Raw genomic sequence first — 16634 nt, 5'->3', positions numbered from 1 at the left:
GCACGTGGTCGAGTTCAGAATCGACCGGCGCTCCGGCGTCGCCACCTATCTGCAGATCGTCCAGCAGACCAAACACGCCCTCCGCCTGGGCCTGTTGGAGCCGGGCGACAAGCTCCCCACGGCCCGCGAGGTCGTCGAGGCCACCGCGATCAACCCGAACACCGTGCTCAAGGCGTACCGCGAGCTGGAGCGCGAGGGGTTGGTCGAAGCGCGGCGGGGGCTCGGCACGTTCGTCACACGCTCACTCGGCGCGCAGGCATCGGACACTCCGCTGCGCGCCGAGCTCACCGAGTGGGTGGCGCGGGCCCGCAAGGCGGGTCTGGAGAAGGACGACATGGCCGCGCTCTTCACTTCCGTTGTTGACAACCTGGGGGACGACGCATGACACCGGCGATCGAGGCAGCCGGCCTCGGCAAGACCTACGGCAGGCGCCGCGGCTGGGCGCTGCGGGACTGTTCGTTCCGGGTGCCCACCGGACGTATCTGCGCACTCGTCGGACCGAACGGCGCGGGCAAGTCGACGCTGCTCGCCCAGGCGGCCGGCCTCCTGCGCCCCACCGAGGGCACCGTCCAGGTCCTGGGGACCGCCCCGGCCGCCGCTCGCGACCGGGTGGCCTACGTTGCCCAGGACAAGCCGCTGCTGCCGCAGCTGACCGTGGGGGAAACCCTGCGCATGGGGCTCGAACTCAACGCGGGGCGCTGGGACGCGGCAGTGGCGGACCGGATCGTACGGGAGGGAAATCTGGAGCCGCGCGCCCGCGTCCGTACCCTCTCCGGAGGCCAGCGCACGCGTCTGGCACTCGCCCTCGCCTTCGGCAAGCGGCCCGAACTGATGCTGCTGGACGAGCCGATGGCCGACCTCGACCCGCTCGCCCGCCATCAGTTGATGGGCGCGCTTATGGCGGAGTCCGCCGAGAGCGGCACGACCATCGTGATGTCCTCGCACGTCCTCGCCGAGCTGGAGGGCTCCTGTGACTACCTGCTGCTCGTCGACGGGGGCCGGGTCAGGCTCGGCGGCGAGACCGAGGACATCCTCGCCGCGCACGCCGTGCTGACCGGTCCGGTACGGGACCTTGCCCCGCACACGGTGGTCGAGTCCCGCACAACAGGCCGTCAGCTCACCGCGCTGGTACGGCGCGAAGGTCCCGTCGACAAGGACTGGCAGACCATGGAGCCTTCCCTGGAGGAACTGTTGCTCGCCCATCTCCGCTCCCCCGGAGCTCCTGCCCTGCTCACCACCAGTGCGACGGGGGCGAGCGAATGAGCGCGCTCGCACTGCGCGGCCCGGCCTGGGTGGCCGTGCGCGCCCACCGGCGCGCCCTGCAGATCGTTTTCGCCCTGCTGGTGCTGTCGGCGGGCGCCATGGCCGGCCTGCGCTGGTGGCTGGCCGAAGCCCGGGACGACATGTTCGGCACCGACAGCCTCCACTACAACCAGGCCCTCGGGGGCGTACAGATCGCCGTGGACTACGGCGGTACGGCGATGGTGCTCCTGCCGATGTTCGTCGGCGCGTTCGTGGCGGGCCCCATGATCGCCCGCGAGCTGGAGAGCGGTGCGTACAAGCTGCTGTGGACGCAGTCCGTCACCCCCGTCCGCTGGTTCGCGACGAAGCTCGCCCTGCCCGCCGTCGTCGTGGTCATCGGCGCGACGATCCTGGTCCTGGCCTTCCGGCTCGGCTGGGCGCAAGTGTCGGAGGCGTACCGCCCCTGGTACGAGTCCAAGGTGTACGAGGCGATCGGCCCCGTAGCCGTCGCGAACAGCCTCCTCGGTGCCGCCATCGGCGCGCTCGTCGGGTTGCTGGTGCGCCGCACCGTGCCCGCCATGGCTGCCACCGGGCTCGTCACCGGGTTCCTGCTGCTTGTCCTTGGCACCGCGCGTGACGGGCTCTGGGCCACCAGGACGGCCACCAGTACCGAACCGGACGCGCTGGACATCTTCCCCGACAACGCCATGCCCGTAGGCGAGTGGATGACCACCGCCGACGGGAAGCGGGTCTCCGATGACGCCTGCTGGAATGTCGACGACTTCGAGCAGTGCTTGGACGTCCACAACATCACCGGCTCGGTCATCGAGTACCACCCCGCCTCGCACTTCTGGCCGCTCCAGCTCGTAGAGACCGGCATCGCGCTCGCCATCGCCGCCCTGGCCACCGCCGCCGCTTTCTACGTGGTGCGCCGCCGCCACGCCTGACGTCCGCCCGACCCAGCGCACAAGGGCTCCCGGGGACGCAGAAACGCACCCCGTGAGCCCCTGCGTCGCATCCCGGACGTCATGTCCCCGTTACCGGGCATTCAGACGCGCTTGCGACCCTCTCGGAATGCAGCCCGCTGTGCCACCCTCCCGGAACGGGAGAGCCGCCCGCACATCACCCCTTCTCGACGCGCCTGCCGACCCTCCGGCGCGGAACAATGGGGTCATGAGCCAGCAGCCGAGCGCCGATGCCCCTGTCCAGCACATTCAGCCGTCCGTCGGGTCCATCGCCGCGCACCGCTCGCACACCGTGGCGGCCTCGCGGGTGCCCAATCTGGACCCGGACCTGGACTCCGATCCGGATGCGTACGTCGAGGACGCGGAGGCCGACGCCGAGCTGCCCCAGGGCCGGTTCCTCGACCGGGAGCGCAGCTGGCTGGCATTCAACGAGCGCGTCCTCGAACTGGCCGAGGACCCGGCCACTCCGCTGCTCGAAAGGGCGAATTTCCTCGCGATCTTCGCCTCGAACCTGGACGAGTTCTTCATGGTCCGGGTGGCGGGACTCAAGCGCCGCATCGCGACCGGAGTCGCTACCCGTTCCGCGTCCGGTCTGCAGCCCCGCGAGGTCCTGGAGCTCATCTGGACCCGCTCGCGCGAGCTCATGGCCCGGCACGCCGCCTGCTTCCAGCAGGACATCGCCCCGGCCCTCGCCGACGAGTCGATCCACCTGATCCGCTGGCCCGAGCTGACGGAGAAGGAGCAGGCACGCCTCTTCACGCTCTTCCGGCAGCAGATCTTCCCGGTCCTGACACCGCTGGCCGTGGACCCCGCGCACCCCTTCCCGTACATCTCGGGGCTGTCGCTCAACCTCGCCGTGGTCGTACGCAATCCGGTCAGCGGCCACCGCCACTTCGCCCGCGTCAAGGTCCCGCCGCTGCTGTCCCGCTTCCTGGAGGCGTCGCCCCAGCGGTACGTACCGCTCGAGGACGTCATCGCCGCGCACCTCGAAGAGCTCTTCCCGGGGATGGAGGTCCTCGCGCACCACATGTTCCGGGTGACGCGCAACGAGGACCTCGAAGTCGAGGAGGACGACACCGAGAACCTCCTGCAGGCCCTGGAGAAGGAGCTCATGCGGCGCCGCTTCGGGCCGCCGGTGCGGCTGGAGGTGGAGGAGTCCATCGATCCGTACGTCCTGGACCTCCTCGTCCGCGAGCTCAAGATGTCGGACGCCGAGGTGTACCCGCTGCCGGGTCCGCTGGACCTGACCGGGCTGTTCGGGATTGCCGCGCTGGACCGGCCGGAGCTGAAGTTCCCGAAGTTCATCGCCGGTACGCACCGGGATCTGTCCGAGGTCGAGTCGGCGTCCGCGCCGGACGTCTTCGCGGCCCTGCGGGAGCGCGACGTACTCCTGCACCACCCGTACGACTCCTTCTCGACCTCCGTCCAGGCCTTCCTGGAGCAGGCGGCGGCCGACCCGGACGTCCTCGCGATCAAGCAGACGCTGTACCGGACGTCGGGCGACTCCCCGATAGTCGACGCGCTGATCGACGCCGCCGAGTCGGGCAAGCAGGTCCTCGTCCTCGTCGAGATCAAGGCCCGCTTCGACGAGCAGGCCAACATCAAGTGGGCGCGCAAGCTGGAGGAGTCCGGCTGCCATGTCGTGTACGGGCTGGTCGGGCTGAAGACGCACTGCAAGCTGTCGCTGGTGGTCCGGCAGGAGGGCGACACCCTGCGCCGCTACTCGCACGTCGGGACCGGCAATTACCACCCGAAGACGGCGAGGCTCTACGAGGACCTGGGGCTGCTGACGGCCGACCCGCAGGTCGGCGCGGATCTGTCGGACCTGTTCAACCGGCTGTCGGGGTACTCGCGCCGCGAGACCTACCGACGGCTGCTGGTGGCGCCCAAGTCGCTGCGGGACGGCCTGGTCGCCCGTATCAACAAGGAGGCCGCGCACCACCAGGCGGGCCGCCCCGCGTACGTGCGGATCAAGGTCAACTCGATGGTCGACGAAGCGATCATCGACGCCTGCTACCGGGCGGCGAGGGCCGGCGTCCCCGTGGACATCTGGGTGCGCGGTATCTGTGCGATACGTCCCGGGGTCGCCGGACTCTCCGAGAACATCCGGGTCCGCTCGATACTCGGCCGCTTCCTCGAACACTCCCGGGTCTTCGCCTTCGGCAACGGCGGCGAGCCCGAGGTCTGGTTCGGCAGCGCCGACATGATGCACCGCAACCTCGACCGTCGCATAGAGGCACTGGTCCGGGTCACCGACCCGGCCCACCGCGCGGCCCTGAGCCGGTTCCTGGAGACCGGCATGTCCGACACCACGTCCTCCTGGCACCTCGGTCCCGACGGCAACTGGACGCGGCACGCGACGGACTCGGACGGGCAGCCGCTGCGGAACGTACAGGAGATGCTCATAGACGCCCGGAGGCGCCGGCGTGCAACACCGTGAGACCGCATCGCGAGCCCGCGACGTCGCAACCGGGGAGGGTGCAATGGGTGACCTCGTTACGGGCGACCTCGTACGGGGTGACGTCGTGGCCGGCGAGGTCCTGGCTCCCTACCTTCACGCGCAGGCATCGGACTTCCTGCGCAGCCTGCGCCTGCACCGCGAGAGCGGCCAGGACCCCCAGGGGGCGGCCGGCGCCGTGGAGGCGGCGGCCGCGCTACGGCGCTCGGCACGCCGGATCAGCGGGACGCTGCATACGTTCCGCCCGCTGACCGACACCGCGTGGGCCGACCCCCTGCGCACGGAACTGGCCTGGCTCTCGGGTACCCTGGCCCGCGAGCACGCCTACGCGGCCCGCCTGGCACGGCTCCTGGACGCGCTGACCCGCCTGTCGGGGCCGGGTTCGCAGCCTCCGCCCCAGGCCGGCCCGGTGCCAGGGGCGCGCGGCGGCAGTGGCGGCGGTGCGCAGCCCGGGGGCTCGCTGACCGTAGGGGCCGCGCGGGCCGGGGCACTGCTGGAGCGGCAGCTGACGCTGGCCAGGACACGGGCGCACTCGGCGGCGCTTCAGGCCCTGGGCTCGTCGCGGTTCCACGCGGTCGCCGACGCGGTGGCGTTACTGGCCTCGGACGTTCCGCTCGGCCCTGCCGCCGCCGCGCCCGCCGCCGAGGTGCTTTCGCCCCTCGCGGTCGGCGCCGAGCAGCGGCTGCTGGAAGCGGTGGCCGCACTGCCGCTGGGGCGTGCCGCGCACCCGTACAACGCGGAGGCCCTCGTCCACGGTCTCGCCGCCGCGCCCACCAGCGAGGCACAGGACGCCCCGTGGCACCAGGTGCGTCTGCTGCTGCGCATGCACCGCTACGCCCAGGAGCTCGTCGGAGCCCCGGCCGGCACACTCCTGGCCGCCCAGGCGCTGGACCGCCACCGGGACGCGGCGGAGGCGGCGGGTGCGGCGGCGTCGGCGGCCCGTACGCCGCGCATCGCCCCGGCGACGGCGTACGCACTGGGCGTCCTGCACGCCGACCAGCGGCACGAGGTGGAGGCGGCGCGCTTCGCGTTCCAGCAGGTGTGGCAGGGGGCGGCGGTGGCGACCTCATGAACGAGGGCACCGTCCAGGCGGCGGGCTGCGTGCTGTGGCGCCGGTCCCCCTTCGACGACGCCGTGGAAATCTGCCTCGTACACCGCCCGAAGTACGACGACTGGTCGCACCCCAAGGGCAAGCTCAAGCGTGGCGAGGACCCGCTGGCGGCGGCGATTCGGGAGGTCCTGGAGGAGACGGGCCACCATTGCACGCCCGGCGCACCGCTCCCCACGATGTATTACGTCGCACACGGCCGCCCGAAGCGGGTTCTGTACTGGGCGGCGGAGGCCACGGACGGCACGTTCGCCCCGAGTAACGAGGTGGACCGCATCGTCTGGCTCCCGCCCATGGCAGCCGGGAACCGCCTGACGCAACCGCGGGACCGCCACTTGATAGCCGCCCTGCTGGAGTCCCTGCACCACACGCAGTGACGCTCGGCGGCATTCGGCGGCAGCGCTGCGGCATTCGGCGGCGCTCCGGGGGGGATCAGCCGAGCGGAGCCACACCACACCGTTCGGCACGGTTCACCTTCCGTTCACTCTCCCCCGTCGGCCGCTTCACCTGTTCTGCCTAATTTCGGTCGTGCACAGTGCGAGGCGCATCGCAAGACGCCCGCCGCTGGGTAGCTGAACACCGAGAAAAAACACCTCTTCGCACGCCGCCAGCCACATACGGACCGGCGGCTCCTGGAAGGAACACCCGAAAGTGAAGCTTCAGCGCAAGAACCGGCTTCGCGCCACCGCGCTCGGCGCCCTCGCCGTCTCCGGCGCCCTGGTCCTCACGGCGTGCGGCTCGGACAACAACAGCGGCTCCACCGGTGGCTCCGGTGAGAACACCAAGGCCGCCAGCAACATCAAGTGCGACGGTGCGAAGGACAAGCTCCTCGCGTCCGGCTCGAGCGCGCAGAAGAACGCCATGGACCTCTGGGTCAAGAACTACATGGCCGCCTGCACGGGCGTGGAGGTCAACTACAAGTCCTCCTCCTCCGGTGAGGGCATCGTCGCCTTCAACCAGGGCACCGTCAGCTTCGCCGGCTCCGACTCGGCGCTCAAGCCCGACGAGGTCGCCGAGTCGAAGAAGATCTGCAAGGGCGGCCAGGGCATCAACCTGCCGATGGTCGGCGGCCCCGTCGCGATCGGCTTCAACCTGGAGGGTGTCGACGACCTGAACCTCGACGCCGCCACGGTCGCCAAGATCTTCAACAACAAGATCAAGAAGTGGAACGACAAGGCGATCGCCAAGCTGAACCCGGGCGTCAAGCTCCCGGACACGGCGATCCAGGCCTTCCACCGCTCCGACGACTCCGGCACCACGCAGAACGTCGGCAAGTACCTCGGCGCCACCGCCAAGGCCGACTGGCCCTACGAGGCCGAGAAGAAGTGGCCGGCCCCGGGTGGCCAGGCCGCCTCCGGCTCCGCCGGTGTCGCCGCGCAGGTCAAGCAGGAGAACGGCTCGATCGGTTACTTCGAGCTCTCGTACGCATCCTCGCAGGACATCAACACCGTCAAGATCAACACCGGTGCGGCCGAGCCCGTCGAGGCCACCTCCGAGAACGCCTCGAAGGCCATCGCCGCCGCCAAGATCGAGGGCCAGGGCAAGGACCTCGCCCTGAAGCTCGACTACGCCACCAAGGCGGAGGGCGCGTACCCGCTCGTCCTGGTGACCTACGAGATCGCCTGCGACAAGGGCAACAAGGCCGAGACGCTGAGCACGCTCAAGTCCTTCCTCACCTACACGGCGAGCGAAGAGGGCCAGAAGGTTCTCTCCGACGCCGGCTACGCGCCGATCCCGGCCGAGATCAACACCAAGGTCCGCGAGACGGTCAGCTCCCTCTCCTAAGGCCTGACACGCAGTCGGCGGCCGGCCCGGAGCACCAATCCCGGGCCGGCCGCCACCACCCATCCGGTGCACCGCCGCCAGGGGAGCCCCGCTCCCCCACCACAGACCGGAAAGACCATGGCTATTACCCCAACGAACTCTCCACTGGCACCGCCAGTCATAGAAGCGAGCGGTACGTCCACGGGCCGCGCAGGCGACAAGGTCTTCGTGGGCCTGTCCCGCGGCTCGGGCATCCTGCTCCTGGTGGTCATGGCGTCGATCGCCGCCTTCCTGACCTACCGCTCCGTACTCGCCATCTCGAAGGACGAGGGCAACTTCCTCACCACCTTCGACTGGAACCCGGCGGGCGACCCGCCGGTCTTCGGTATCGCGGTCCTGCTCTACGGCACCGTCGTCAGCTCGATCATCGCGATGGTCATCGCGGTTCCGATCGCTGTCGGCATCGCCCTGTTCATCTCCCACTACGCGCCGCGCAAGCTGGCCTCGCCCCTCGCCTACGTCGTGGACCTGCTGGCAGCAGTGCCGAGCATCATCTACGGCATCTGGGGCGCGCTCTTCCTCGTCCCCTATCTCGACGGCCTGAACTCCTGGCTGAACGAGTACCTGGGCTGGACGTACCTCTTCGAGAAGACGGAAATGGGCGCCGCCCGGAACCTCTTCACCGTGGGCATCCTGCTGGCGATCATGATTCTGCCGATCGTCACCAGCGTCAGCCGCGAGGTCTTCCTCCAGGTCCCGAAGATGAACGAGGAAGCCGCACTCGCGCTCGGCGCTACGCGCTGGGAAGTCATCCGCATGTCGGTGCTGCCCTTCGGCCGCTCGGGCGTCATCAGCGCCTCGATGCTGGGCCTCGGCCGCGCACTCGGCGAGACGATGGCCGTAGCCACGGTTCTCTCGCCGAACTTCCTCATTTCCGGCCATCTGCTGGATCCGGGAGGCGGCACGTTCGCGCAGAACATCGCCGCGAAGTTCGACGAGGCCAACAGCTTCGGGCGCGACGCGCTGATCGCGTCCGGTCTCGTCCTCTTCCTGCTCACTCTGCTGGTCAACGGCGCGGCCCGCCTCATCATCGCCCGCCGCAAGGAGTACTCGGGGGCCAACGCATGAGCCACGTAGCCATACAGGACAAGCGCCCCACTCCCTCCGTGAGCCCGCAGAGCCTGTCCCGCAAGGGTCTGCCCCGCTGGGCACCGGCCGCCTTCGCCGTCGTCTCCGTCGTGCTCGGCTGCGGCCTCGGCTCCGTCGCCGGCTGGGAGAGCCGCATTCAGTGGGGCCTGATCTCGGCCCTGTTCTTCGTCCTCATCACGTACACCGTCGCCTCGGTGGTCGAGGGCAAGCGCCAGGCCAAGGACCGCGTCGCGACCAGCGTCGTCTGGGTCTGCTTCATCCTCGCGATCGTCCCGCTGCTCTCCCTGATCTGGGTCACCCTCAGCCGCGGCCTGAAGGTCCTGGACGGGTACTTCCTCTCCCACTCGATGGCGGGTGTCCCCAGCATCGAGACCGGCGGCGGCGTGTATCACGCGCTGGTCGGCACGCTGGAGCAGGTCGGCCTCGCCACCGTCATCGCCGCCCCGATCGGTCTGCTCACCGCGATCTACCTGGTGGAGTACGGCAAGGGCAGCCTGGCCAAGGCCGTGACGTTCTTCGTCGACGTCATGACCGGCATCCCCTCGATCGTCGCGGGTCTGTTCATCCTGTCGATCATGCTGATGGCCGACCTCCAGCCGTCCGGCCTGATGGGCGCCCTGGCCCTGACGATCCTGATGGTCCCGGTCGTGGTCCGCTCCACCGAGGAGATGCTCAAGCTCGTACCGAACGAGCTGCGCGAGGCGTCCCTCGCCCTCGGTGTACCGAAGTGGCGCACGATCCTGAAGGTCGTCCTGCCGACGGCGGTCGGCGGCATCACCACCGGTGTGATGCTCGCGATCGCCCGTATCGCAGGCGAGACCGCGCCGATCATGCTGCTCGTCTTCGGCAGCCAGCTGATCAACTCGAACCCCTTCGACGGCGCTCAGTCCTCGCTCCCCTTCTACATCTGGGAGCAGTACCGGGTCGGCAGTGAGGCGTCGTACGACCGCGCCTGGGCCGCCGCCCTGGTCCTGATCGCCTTCGTCATGATCCTCAACCTGGTGGCCCGCGGCATCGCCCGCTGGAAGGCCCCGAGCACCGGCCGCTGACGCGGCTCAGGAAAGAAGCAGTGATTCAGATGGCCAAGCGAATCGACATCAGCGGCCTCTCGGCCTACTACGGCACCCACAAGGCGATCGACGACATCTCGATGACCGTCGAGCCCCGCTCGGTGACGGCCTTCATCGGCCCGTCCGGCTGCGGCAAGTCCACCTTCCTGCGCACGCTCAACCGCATGCACGAGGTCACCCCGGGCGGCCGCGTGGAGGGCAAGGTCCTCCTGGACGACGAGAACCTGTACGGCAAGGACGTCGACCCCGTCGCCGTGCGCCGTACGGTCGGCATGGTCTTCCAGCGTCCGAACCCGTTCCCCACCATGTCGATCTTCGACAACGTGGCGGCCGGCCTGCGCCTGAACGGCTCGTACAAGAAGAACAAGCTGGCCGAGGTCGTCGAGAAGTCCCTCCGCGGCGCCAACCTCTGGAACGAGGTCAAGGACCGCCTGAACAAGCCCGGTTCCGGCCTCTCCGGCGGTCAGCAGCAGCGTCTGTGCATCGCCCGCGCGATCGCGGTCGAGCCGCAGGTCCTGCTCATGGACGAGCCGTGCTCGGCCCTTGACCCGATCTCGACCCTCGCCATCGAGGACCTGATCGGCGAGCTCAAGTCGCGCTTCACGATCGTCATCGTGACGCACAACATGCAGCAGGCGGCGCGCGTCTCGGACCGTACGGCGTTCTTCAACCTCTCGGCGGTCGGCCAGCCCGGCAAGCTCATCGAGATCGACGACACCGAGCGGATCTTCTCCAACCCGTCCGTCCAGGCGACGGAGGACTACATCTCCGGCCGCTTCGGCTGAGCCGGCACTCGATGTCCTGCGGTGCTGCATGGCGGTGCCACCGCAAGGCAAAGGGCCCGCCCCAACTCCTCACAAGGAGCGGGGGCGGGCCCATTTTTGCAACCGGCAACTAGCCGAAGGCCAGCAGCACGATCCAGTAGCTCGCCGCAGCCACGAACGCAGCGGCCGGCATCGTAATGAACCAGCCCATCACGATGTTCTTGGCGACGCCCCACCGCACCGCACGCGACCCCTTGGTCGAGCCGACGCCCATGATCGCGGAGGTGATGACATGCGTCGTCGAGATCGGCGCGTGGAACATGAACGAGGCCGTGTACATCACGGACGCGGCCGTGGTCTCCGCAGCGAAGCCCTGCGGCGGGTCCAGCTCGATGATCCGGCGCCCCAGCGTCCGCATGATGCGCCAGCCACCCGCGTACGTACCGAGCGAAAGCGTCAGCGCACAGGCGATCTTGACCCAGATCGGGATCGCGTCGCCCTGGTCCTCGACGTCGGCGATGACCAGCGCCATCACCACGATGCCCATGGTCTTCTGCGCGTCCTGGAGACCGTGCCCGAGCGCCATGCCGGCCGCGGAAACCGTCTGCGCGATACGGAAGCCGCGCTTGGCCTTGTGCGGGTTGGCCTTACGGAACATCCACAGGATGACGACCATCACGAGGTAGCCGAGCAGCAGCCCGACGAACGGCGAGATGAACATCGGGATGACGACCTTCTCCAGCACCCCGGACCAGATGACCTCGGTCCCGCCCGCGAGCGCCGCACCCACCATGCCGCCGAAGAGCGCATGCGAGGAGGACGAAGGAAGACCGAAGTACCAGGTGACGAGGTTCCAGACGATCGCGCCGACCAGCGCGGCGAAGAGGATGCCCATCCCCTTGTCGCCGTGCGGCGTCTCGATCAGCCCCTCGCTGACGGTCTTGGCGACGCCGCTGCCGAGGAAGGCACCGGCGAGGTTCATCACGGCGGCCATGGCGAGGGCCGCGCGCGGGGTCAGCGCCCGCGTGGAAACCGAAGTCGCGATGGCGTTCGCGGAGTCGTGAAAGCCGTTGGTGTACGTAAATCCGAGCGCGACCCCGATGGTCACGATGAGCGCAAAGGTGTCCACCGGAGGTCAGGACTCCTTGACGGCGATCGTCTCGACCGTGTTGGCGACGTGCTCGAAGGCGTCGGCCGCCTCCTCCAGCGCGTCCACGATCTGCTTCAGCTTGAGCACGTCCATGGCGTCGTACTTGCCGTTGAACAGGTGCGCGAGCAGCTTGCGGTGGATCTGGTCGGCCTGGTTCTCGAGGCGGTTGACCTCGATCCAGTACTCGGTGAGGTTGGTCATGGTCCGCAGGTGCGGCATGGCCTCGGCGGTCAGCTCGGCCGCCCGTGCCAGCACCTCGATCTGCTGCTCGACACCCTTCGGCAGCTCCTCGACCTGGTACAGCACGACCAGGTCGACGGCCTCCTCCATGAAGTCCATGATGTCGTCGAGGGACGAAGCGAGCTTGTAGATGTCTTCGCGGTCGAACGGCGTGATGAACGAGGAGTTCAGCTGGTGGAAGATCGCGTGGGTCGCGTCGTCCCCCGCGTGCTCCGCTGCCCTCATCCGCTCCGCGATCTCGACCCGGGCGGAGGCGTCCGCACCGAGCAGTTCCATCAGGAGCTTGGAGCCCGTGACGATGTTGTCCGCGGATGCGGAAAACATGTCGTAGAAGCTCGTCTCCCTGGGGGTCAGACGAAAGCGCACGTGGGGTCCTCGGGGTGCATTGGATTTGGTCAGGCTGATGCTAGGCGCATCATCCGGCCACGGCTAACCGGCGTTCTTCAGTGTCGCCCATCAGGCACAGTGCTCCGTACGGGCCCCCGAGCCCCTACCCGCAAAATTCGTTACGATATACCCACGAGGGGTATACAGCCCCTTTCAGGACAACGGGAGGACGCGATGTCTACCACCGAGGCGACCGGCGCGACGACGACCGAAGCGCCCTCCGAAATCTCAGCAGGAGTCCACGGCTACCACAAGCAGAAGGACGAACACCTCAAGCGCCTGCGCCGGATCGAGGGCCAGATCCGCGGTCTGCAGCGCCTGGTGGACGAGGACGTCTACTGCATCGACATACTCACCCAGGTCTCGGCGTCGACGAAGGCGCTCCAGTCCTTCGCGCTCCAGCTCCTCGAAGAGCACCTGCGGCACTGCGTCGCCGACGCGGCGGTCAAGGGCGGCGGCGAGATCGACGAAAAGGTGGAGGAAGCGACGAAGGCGATCGCGCGCCTGCTGCGGACCTGAGGGCTACGGCCCGGCTCCGGGGGGCGGCGGCGCACCGCCCCCTCCCGGGCCGTCAGGACCGGCGGTCAGCTCCGGCCGCCACCACCACAGCTGCGGCGGCGCTGGCGGGGCCACTCGACAACTACGTCCGCGCCCACCTTCAGTACCTCGTCGATACGGTCCGGGCTGAGCCGTTCCCCGTCCGCGGCGGACGCCGCGATCATCAACTCACCGCACAGCTCGATCTCGGCGAGGGCGATGTGGTCCTGGACGGGCGTACTGCGCATCGGAGCCACGTGCATCACCTCTTTCAGCCGTCGTCGAATTCCTAGCGTAGGCAGCACGACACGCACCGCGCATGGCACGGACGGACCATTTACGACTGGATCTTCCCGGCGAAGATGTCCCGTCCGGCGGGCAGCCGCACCTCGACCGCGGCCCCGAACGCGTACAGCAGGGTCGTCGAGGCGACAGCGACGCTGCGCCCGGCGTTGACGAAGTTGAACCGGTGGCGCACCTTGCGCAGCCGCCCCCGTTCGTCGAGGTAGGCGTCGAACGCGACGACGTCGTTGGCGAAGCCTTTCGCCGCGGCGGCGAGCGCGGCGCGGGCGTGTGGGGAGGCGGCGCGGGCGGCGCGGCCGATGTCGGTCACCCCGCGGTAATGCCGAAGGTCATCGCCGCCCAGCGTGGCCTGCCCCACATAAGCCACATCCTTCACACCCCGCAGCAACTCGGCAGCGGCCAGCGGATCGGTAGCCCCACCCGTAACAAGATTCCCGTCCGCCAGCCCGGTCGTATCGACCCGCACCCACTTGTCGGCAGGCACGCCCGCGCCCCGGTTCTTCATGTAGAGCGCGCCGGGCGCGAGCAGCTCGGTGATGGGCCGGCGCTTGTCGGCCCCGGCGGGATCGGGCGGCAGGAGCACCTTGAGCCGCCCCACGTGCTTCCGGAAGTCGTACGCCCCTTCGCCCCGGATGGTGACCCGGGTACCGCCGGTGGCCATCTCCATGGACGTACGCGCCTTGGAACTCCCGGCGGCGGCCAGCACATCGGCTGCCCGGCGCATGGCATCGACGGGGTCGCCGCCGCGCTGATCCCCGTCCACCGCACCGGCACCGGAGCACCCGGCGGACGCGATCAGCCCCACGACGACGGTCACGGCGACCGCGCCACCCTTAACCCTGTGCTGCCGCACCACCATCGCCGCCAACCCCCAACGCACCAGTAAGATCCCGCCCTGCATAACGACCACGGCCCACTCCCGGTCACGCGCCGCCCCCTCGACACCCCCCACGCACCACACGCCCCAGGGCCCCCGAACCCCCGACGGGCAGACCACCGAGCCCGCCCCCGGCACAGCAGGCAGGTACTCCAAGAAGCCGCCCCTCCCCAACGCGCTCTGCGGGCCTCCTGAGCTTCGAACCGCTAAGCCGGCCTCCGGCCTCCGACCGGCGAGCGCAACACCGGCACCGCAGGCACGTACTCCAACCGCTAAGCCGGCCTCCGACCGGCGACCGGCGACCGGCGACCGGCGAGCGCAACACCGGTACCGTAGGCACGTGCTCCAAGAAGCCTCTCCGGACGCCTCCACCCACCGCACCGGCACAACCGAACGCGGCTCCTTCTGCTTCGCCCATTGCACCTGCGGCTGGCGAGGTCCGGCCCGCCGCTCCCGCGAACGGGCACGTACCGACGCAGAGTTGCACGAAACAACCCCCTGACCTGCACCGCAAGCGCCCCGCACCGCGACGCCACCTGTCCGGCCCCCTGCAGCACGAAGCACCCGCCAGGCGAGCACACGCACCCGACGCACACGCCAGTGCACGCGGAAGCCCCACACCTGCCCGCACACCCGTGCGCCCCGAAGCGGCCGCACCAGGCCCGGGGGACGCCACCCACGACCCGGGGGTCCGCGTACCCGCGAAGCGGCGGCACCGGGGCCGGGGACGCCACCCACCCAAGCCCCACCCGACCGGGGGTCCGTGCGCCGCGGAGCGGCCGCACTGGGCCGGGGCGTTCGCGCACCGTGCCGGCGCCACCCACCCGGGGGTCCGGGGGCTTGCCCACGGTTTCGGGAAGGGGCGGGGTTGGGGAAACTCCACCGCTGTACCCGCAGCCCCGCGCCGGGCACATGGAACCCGTTCCCCCGCAAAGCCGTCTCGACCTCCGGGAGGCAACAAACATATGGAACGGCGCACACTTCTCACCTCGGCAGCGGCGATCGCAGCCACCGCAGCAGCAACCGCCTGCACCGGAGGCACCGGCACGGCGACGGGCAGAGGCACAACCACGGGGACGGCCACCGGCGCGGCCACAGGCACAGGCACCGCCACAACAACGGCCACAGGCACAGCAACCCGCACCGCAGCCACCGCCGCCACCCCCGACTGGACCGCCCTGGCCCGCGGCCTCGACGGCCCCCTCGTCCGCCCCGGCGACGCCGCCTACAAAACCGCCCGCCAGCTCTACAACACCCGCTTCGACAACCTGAAGCCCGCCGCAGTCGCCTACGTGGCCACGGAGGCGGACATAAAGGAGTGCCTGGCCTTCGCCAGAAGGCACCGCTCCCCCGTAGCCATCCGCAACGGCGGCCACTCCTACGCCGGCTGGTCCTCCGGCACCGGACGTCTCGTCATCGACGTATCCAAGCTGGCCCGCATCAAAGCGAACGGCACCACCGCCACCATCGGCGCCGGCGCCAAGCTCATCGACGTCTACCAGGGCCTCGCCCGCAACGGCCGCCGCACCATCCCCGCAGGCTCCTGCCCCACCGTCGGCATCTCCGGCCTCACCCTCGGCGGCGGCCACGGCGTGGCCTCCCGCGCGTACGGCCTGACCTGCGACAGCCTGACCTCCGCCACGCTCATCACCGCCGCGGGCAAGCGCCTCCACTGCACCGCCACCGAGAACGCGGACCTCTTCTGGGCCCTGCGCGGAGCGGGCAACGGCAACTTCGGCGTAGTGACCGACCTGACCTTCCGCACCCACCCCGCCCCCGCCGCGGTGACCGCATTCCTCTCCTGGCCCTGGTCAAAGGCCCAGGCGGTCATCAACGCCTGGCAGGAATGGGGCCCGTCCCAGCCCGACGAGATCTGGTCGTCGGCGCACCTCGCCGCCGGCGCCGGCGGCCGCCAGCCCACGGTCAGCATCTCCGCGTTCTCCCTCGGTACGTACACCGACCTCCAGAACGCCGTCGACCGCCTCGCCGACAAGATCGGCGCCCCGGCCCGCTCCGTCTCCCTGCGCCGCCGCACGTACCAGGAGTCGATGCTGATCTACGCCGGCTGCGCCGGTTTCACCGACGCCCAGTGCCACCTCCCCGGCACCACCCCCGGCCGCACCCCGCAGGGCGCCCTGGGCCGGGAGACCTACGCCGCCCGTTCCGACTTCTTCAACCGTTCACTCTCGCCCGCCGGGATACGCGCCCTGCTCGCCCAGGCGGAGGCCTTCACCCGCATCCCCGTGGACCAGGGCGGTGGCGGCGGCAGCATCGCGCTGACCGCGCTCGGCGGTGCGGTGAACCGCGTGGACCCGCTCGCGACGGCCTTCGTGCACCGCCGCTCGCGCATGCTCGCCCAGTACATCGGCTCATGGCGCGCAGGCACCGCCGGCACAGCCCAGCAGGCCTGGCTGAAAAACGCCCACGGGGCGATGCGCCGGTACGCCTCGGGGGCGGCGTACCAGAACTACACGGACGCGACCCTGACGGACTGGCGGAAGGCGTACTACGGCCCGGCAGCCAGCCGCCTCACCAACCTCAAGAAGCGCTACGACCCCGACAGGCTCTTCAACTTCCCACAGGCACTCTGACTTACGTACGGCACATCAAGAACGTAAAA

General features: G+C 69.6%; 16 protein-coding genes. 12 read left to right on the top strand and 4 right to left on the bottom strand.

Features of this window, described 5'->3' with window-relative positions:
* Positions 1–4 precede the first annotated feature (4 nt).
* From J7I98_RS34605 to pstB, 10 genes are all read left to right on the top strand, one after another.
* Positions 5–385: a GntR family transcriptional regulator gene (locus J7I98_RS34605; protein ID WP_214929016.1), complete on the top strand. Its 381-nt coding sequence runs from the start codon at positions 5–7 to the stop codon at positions 383–385.
* On the top strand, positions 382–1263 hold the full coding sequence (locus J7I98_RS34600; RefSeq protein WP_214929015.1) for an ABC transporter ATP-binding protein: 882 nt from the start codon (positions 382–384) through the stop codon (positions 1261–1263). The genes J7I98_RS34605 and J7I98_RS34600 overlap by 4 nt, the downstream gene beginning before the upstream one ends.
* Entirely contained in the window at positions 1260–2189 is a 930-nt protein-coding gene (locus J7I98_RS34595; protein WP_214929014.1) for an ABC transporter permease, read from the top strand. The genes J7I98_RS34600 and J7I98_RS34595 overlap by 4 nt, the downstream gene beginning before the upstream one ends.
* A gap of 226 nt (positions 2190–2415) precedes the next feature.
* The gene (locus J7I98_RS34590; protein ID WP_214929013.1) at positions 2416–4647 is read left to right on the top strand and encodes an RNA degradosome polyphosphate kinase; all 2232 of its coding nucleotides are present in this window, start codon (positions 2416–2418) and stop codon (positions 4645–4647) included.
* A 43-nt stretch (positions 4648–4690) separates the two neighbouring features.
* Positions 4691–5737: a CHAD domain-containing protein gene (locus tag J7I98_RS34585; protein ID WP_214929012.1), complete on the top strand. Its 1047-nt coding sequence runs from the start codon at positions 4691–4693 to the stop codon at positions 5735–5737.
* Positions 5734–6150 (top strand): NUDIX hydrolase, encoded by a 417-nt coding sequence (locus tag J7I98_RS34580; RefSeq protein ID WP_214929011.1) that lies wholly within the window; start codon positions 5734–5736, stop codon positions 6148–6150. The genes J7I98_RS34585 and J7I98_RS34580 overlap by 4 nt, the downstream gene beginning before the upstream one ends.
* A 274-nt stretch (positions 6151–6424) precedes the next feature.
* Positions 6425–7558, top strand: coding sequence for a phosphate ABC transporter substrate-binding protein PstS (pstS, locus tag J7I98_RS34575; protein WP_214929010.1), 1134 nt, complete (start codon positions 6425–6427; stop codon positions 7556–7558).
* Between the two features lie 117 nt (positions 7559–7675).
* Positions 7676–8665: a phosphate ABC transporter permease subunit PstC gene (gene pstC / locus J7I98_RS34570; protein WP_214929009.1), complete on the top strand. Its 990-nt coding sequence runs from the start codon at positions 7676–7678 to the stop codon at positions 8663–8665.
* Positions 8662–9735, top strand: a complete 1074-nt coding sequence (gene pstA / locus J7I98_RS34565; protein WP_214929008.1) for a phosphate ABC transporter permease PstA — start codon at positions 8662–8664, stop codon at positions 9733–9735. The genes pstC and pstA overlap by 4 nt, the downstream gene beginning before the upstream one ends.
* Positions 9736–9764: 29 nt before the next feature.
* Positions 9765–10541: a phosphate ABC transporter ATP-binding protein PstB gene (gene pstB / locus J7I98_RS34560; protein WP_214929007.1), complete on the top strand. Its 777-nt coding sequence runs from the start codon at positions 9765–9767 to the stop codon at positions 10539–10541.
* Positions 10542–10650: 109 nt separating this feature from the next.
* On the opposite strand, the gene J7I98_RS34555 is transcribed toward pstB, so the two are convergent.
* Complete coding sequence (locus tag J7I98_RS34555; RefSeq protein WP_214929006.1) at positions 10651–11649, bottom strand: inorganic phosphate transporter; 999 nt, start codon at positions 11647–11649, stop codon at positions 10651–10653.
* A gap of 6 nt (positions 11650–11655) precedes the next feature.
* On the bottom strand, positions 11656–12276 hold the full coding sequence (locus J7I98_RS34550; RefSeq protein WP_214929005.1) for a DUF47 domain-containing protein: 621 nt from the start codon (positions 12274–12276) through the stop codon (positions 11656–11658).
* A 195-nt stretch (positions 12277–12471) separates the two neighbouring features.
* Here J7I98_RS34550 and J7I98_RS34545 point away from each other — a divergent pair, with 195 nt between their 5' ends.
* Entirely contained in the window at positions 12472–12816 is a 345-nt protein-coding gene (locus J7I98_RS34545; RefSeq protein ID WP_251021620.1) for a metal-sensitive transcriptional regulator, read from the top strand.
* Between the two features lie 65 nt (positions 12817–12881).
* Here the strand turns inward: J7I98_RS34545 and J7I98_RS34540 are convergent, their stop codons facing one another.
* Both J7I98_RS34540 and J7I98_RS34535 read right to left on the bottom strand, forming a co-directional pair.
* Entirely contained in the window at positions 12882–13097 is a 216-nt protein-coding gene (locus J7I98_RS34540; protein ID WP_251021619.1) for a hypothetical protein, read from the bottom strand.
* A 74-nt stretch (positions 13098–13171) separates the two neighbouring features.
* A complete protein-coding gene (locus J7I98_RS34535; RefSeq protein ID WP_214929080.1) occupies positions 13172–13996 on the bottom strand; it encodes a hypothetical protein in 825 nt (274 codons plus the stop codon).
* 983 nt (positions 13997–14979) lie between these two features.
* On the opposite strand from J7I98_RS34535, the gene J7I98_RS34530 reads away from it, so the two are divergent.
* Entirely contained in the window at positions 14980–16605 is a 1626-nt protein-coding gene (locus J7I98_RS34530; RefSeq protein ID WP_214929003.1) for an FAD-binding oxidoreductase, read from the top strand.
* Positions 16606–16634 lie beyond the last annotated feature (29 nt).

The organism is Streptomyces sp. ISL-98, from assembly GCF_018614055.1.
In the GTDB taxonomy this organism is placed as follows: domain Bacteria; phylum Actinomycetota; class Actinomycetes; order Streptomycetales; family Streptomycetaceae; genus Streptomyces; species Streptomyces spiramyceticus.
Note: the sequence above shows the minus strand (reverse complement) of the source record. Positions and strands in the feature narration are given on the sequence as shown.

Bases quoted from the DNA above. Each gene is read 5' to 3' on its own strand.
- pstB (WP_214929007.1), top strand. From the start codon at position 9,765: ATGGCCAAGCGAATCGACATCAGCGGCCTCTCGGCCTACTACGGCACC.
- pstC (WP_214929009.1), top strand. From the start codon at position 7,676: ATGGCTATTACCCCAACGAACTCTCCACTGGCACCGCCAGTCATAGAA.
- J7I98_RS34540 (WP_251021619.1), bottom strand. From the start codon at position 13,097: ATGCACGTGGCTCCGATGCGCAGTACGCCCGTCCAGGACCACATCGCC.
- J7I98_RS34535 (WP_214929080.1), bottom strand. From the start codon at position 13,996: ATGGTGGTGCGGCAGCACAGGGTTAAGGGTGGCGCGGTCGCCGTGACC.
- J7I98_RS34545 (WP_251021620.1), top strand. From the start codon at position 12,472: ATGTCTACCACCGAGGCGACCGGCGCGACGACGACCGAAGCGCCCTCC.
- J7I98_RS34595 (WP_214929014.1), top strand. From the start codon at position 1,260: ATGAGCGCGCTCGCACTGCGCGGCCCGGCCTGGGTGGCCGTGCGCGCC.
- J7I98_RS34600 (WP_214929015.1), top strand. From the start codon at position 382: ATGACACCGGCGATCGAGGCAGCCGGCCTCGGCAAGACCTACGGCAGG.
- J7I98_RS34580 (WP_214929011.1), top strand. From the start codon at position 5,734: ATGAACGAGGGCACCGTCCAGGCGGCGGGCTGCGTGCTGTGGCGCCGG.
- J7I98_RS34585 (WP_214929012.1), top strand. From the start codon at position 4,691: ATGGGTGACCTCGTTACGGGCGACCTCGTACGGGGTGACGTCGTGGCC.
- J7I98_RS34590 (WP_214929013.1), top strand. From the start codon at position 2,416: ATGAGCCAGCAGCCGAGCGCCGATGCCCCTGTCCAGCACATTCAGCCG.
- pstA (WP_214929008.1), top strand. From the start codon at position 8,662: ATGAGCCACGTAGCCATACAGGACAAGCGCCCCACTCCCTCCGTGAGC.
- J7I98_RS34530 (WP_214929003.1), top strand. From the start codon at position 14,980: ATGGAACGGCGCACACTTCTCACCTCGGCAGCGGCGATCGCAGCCACC.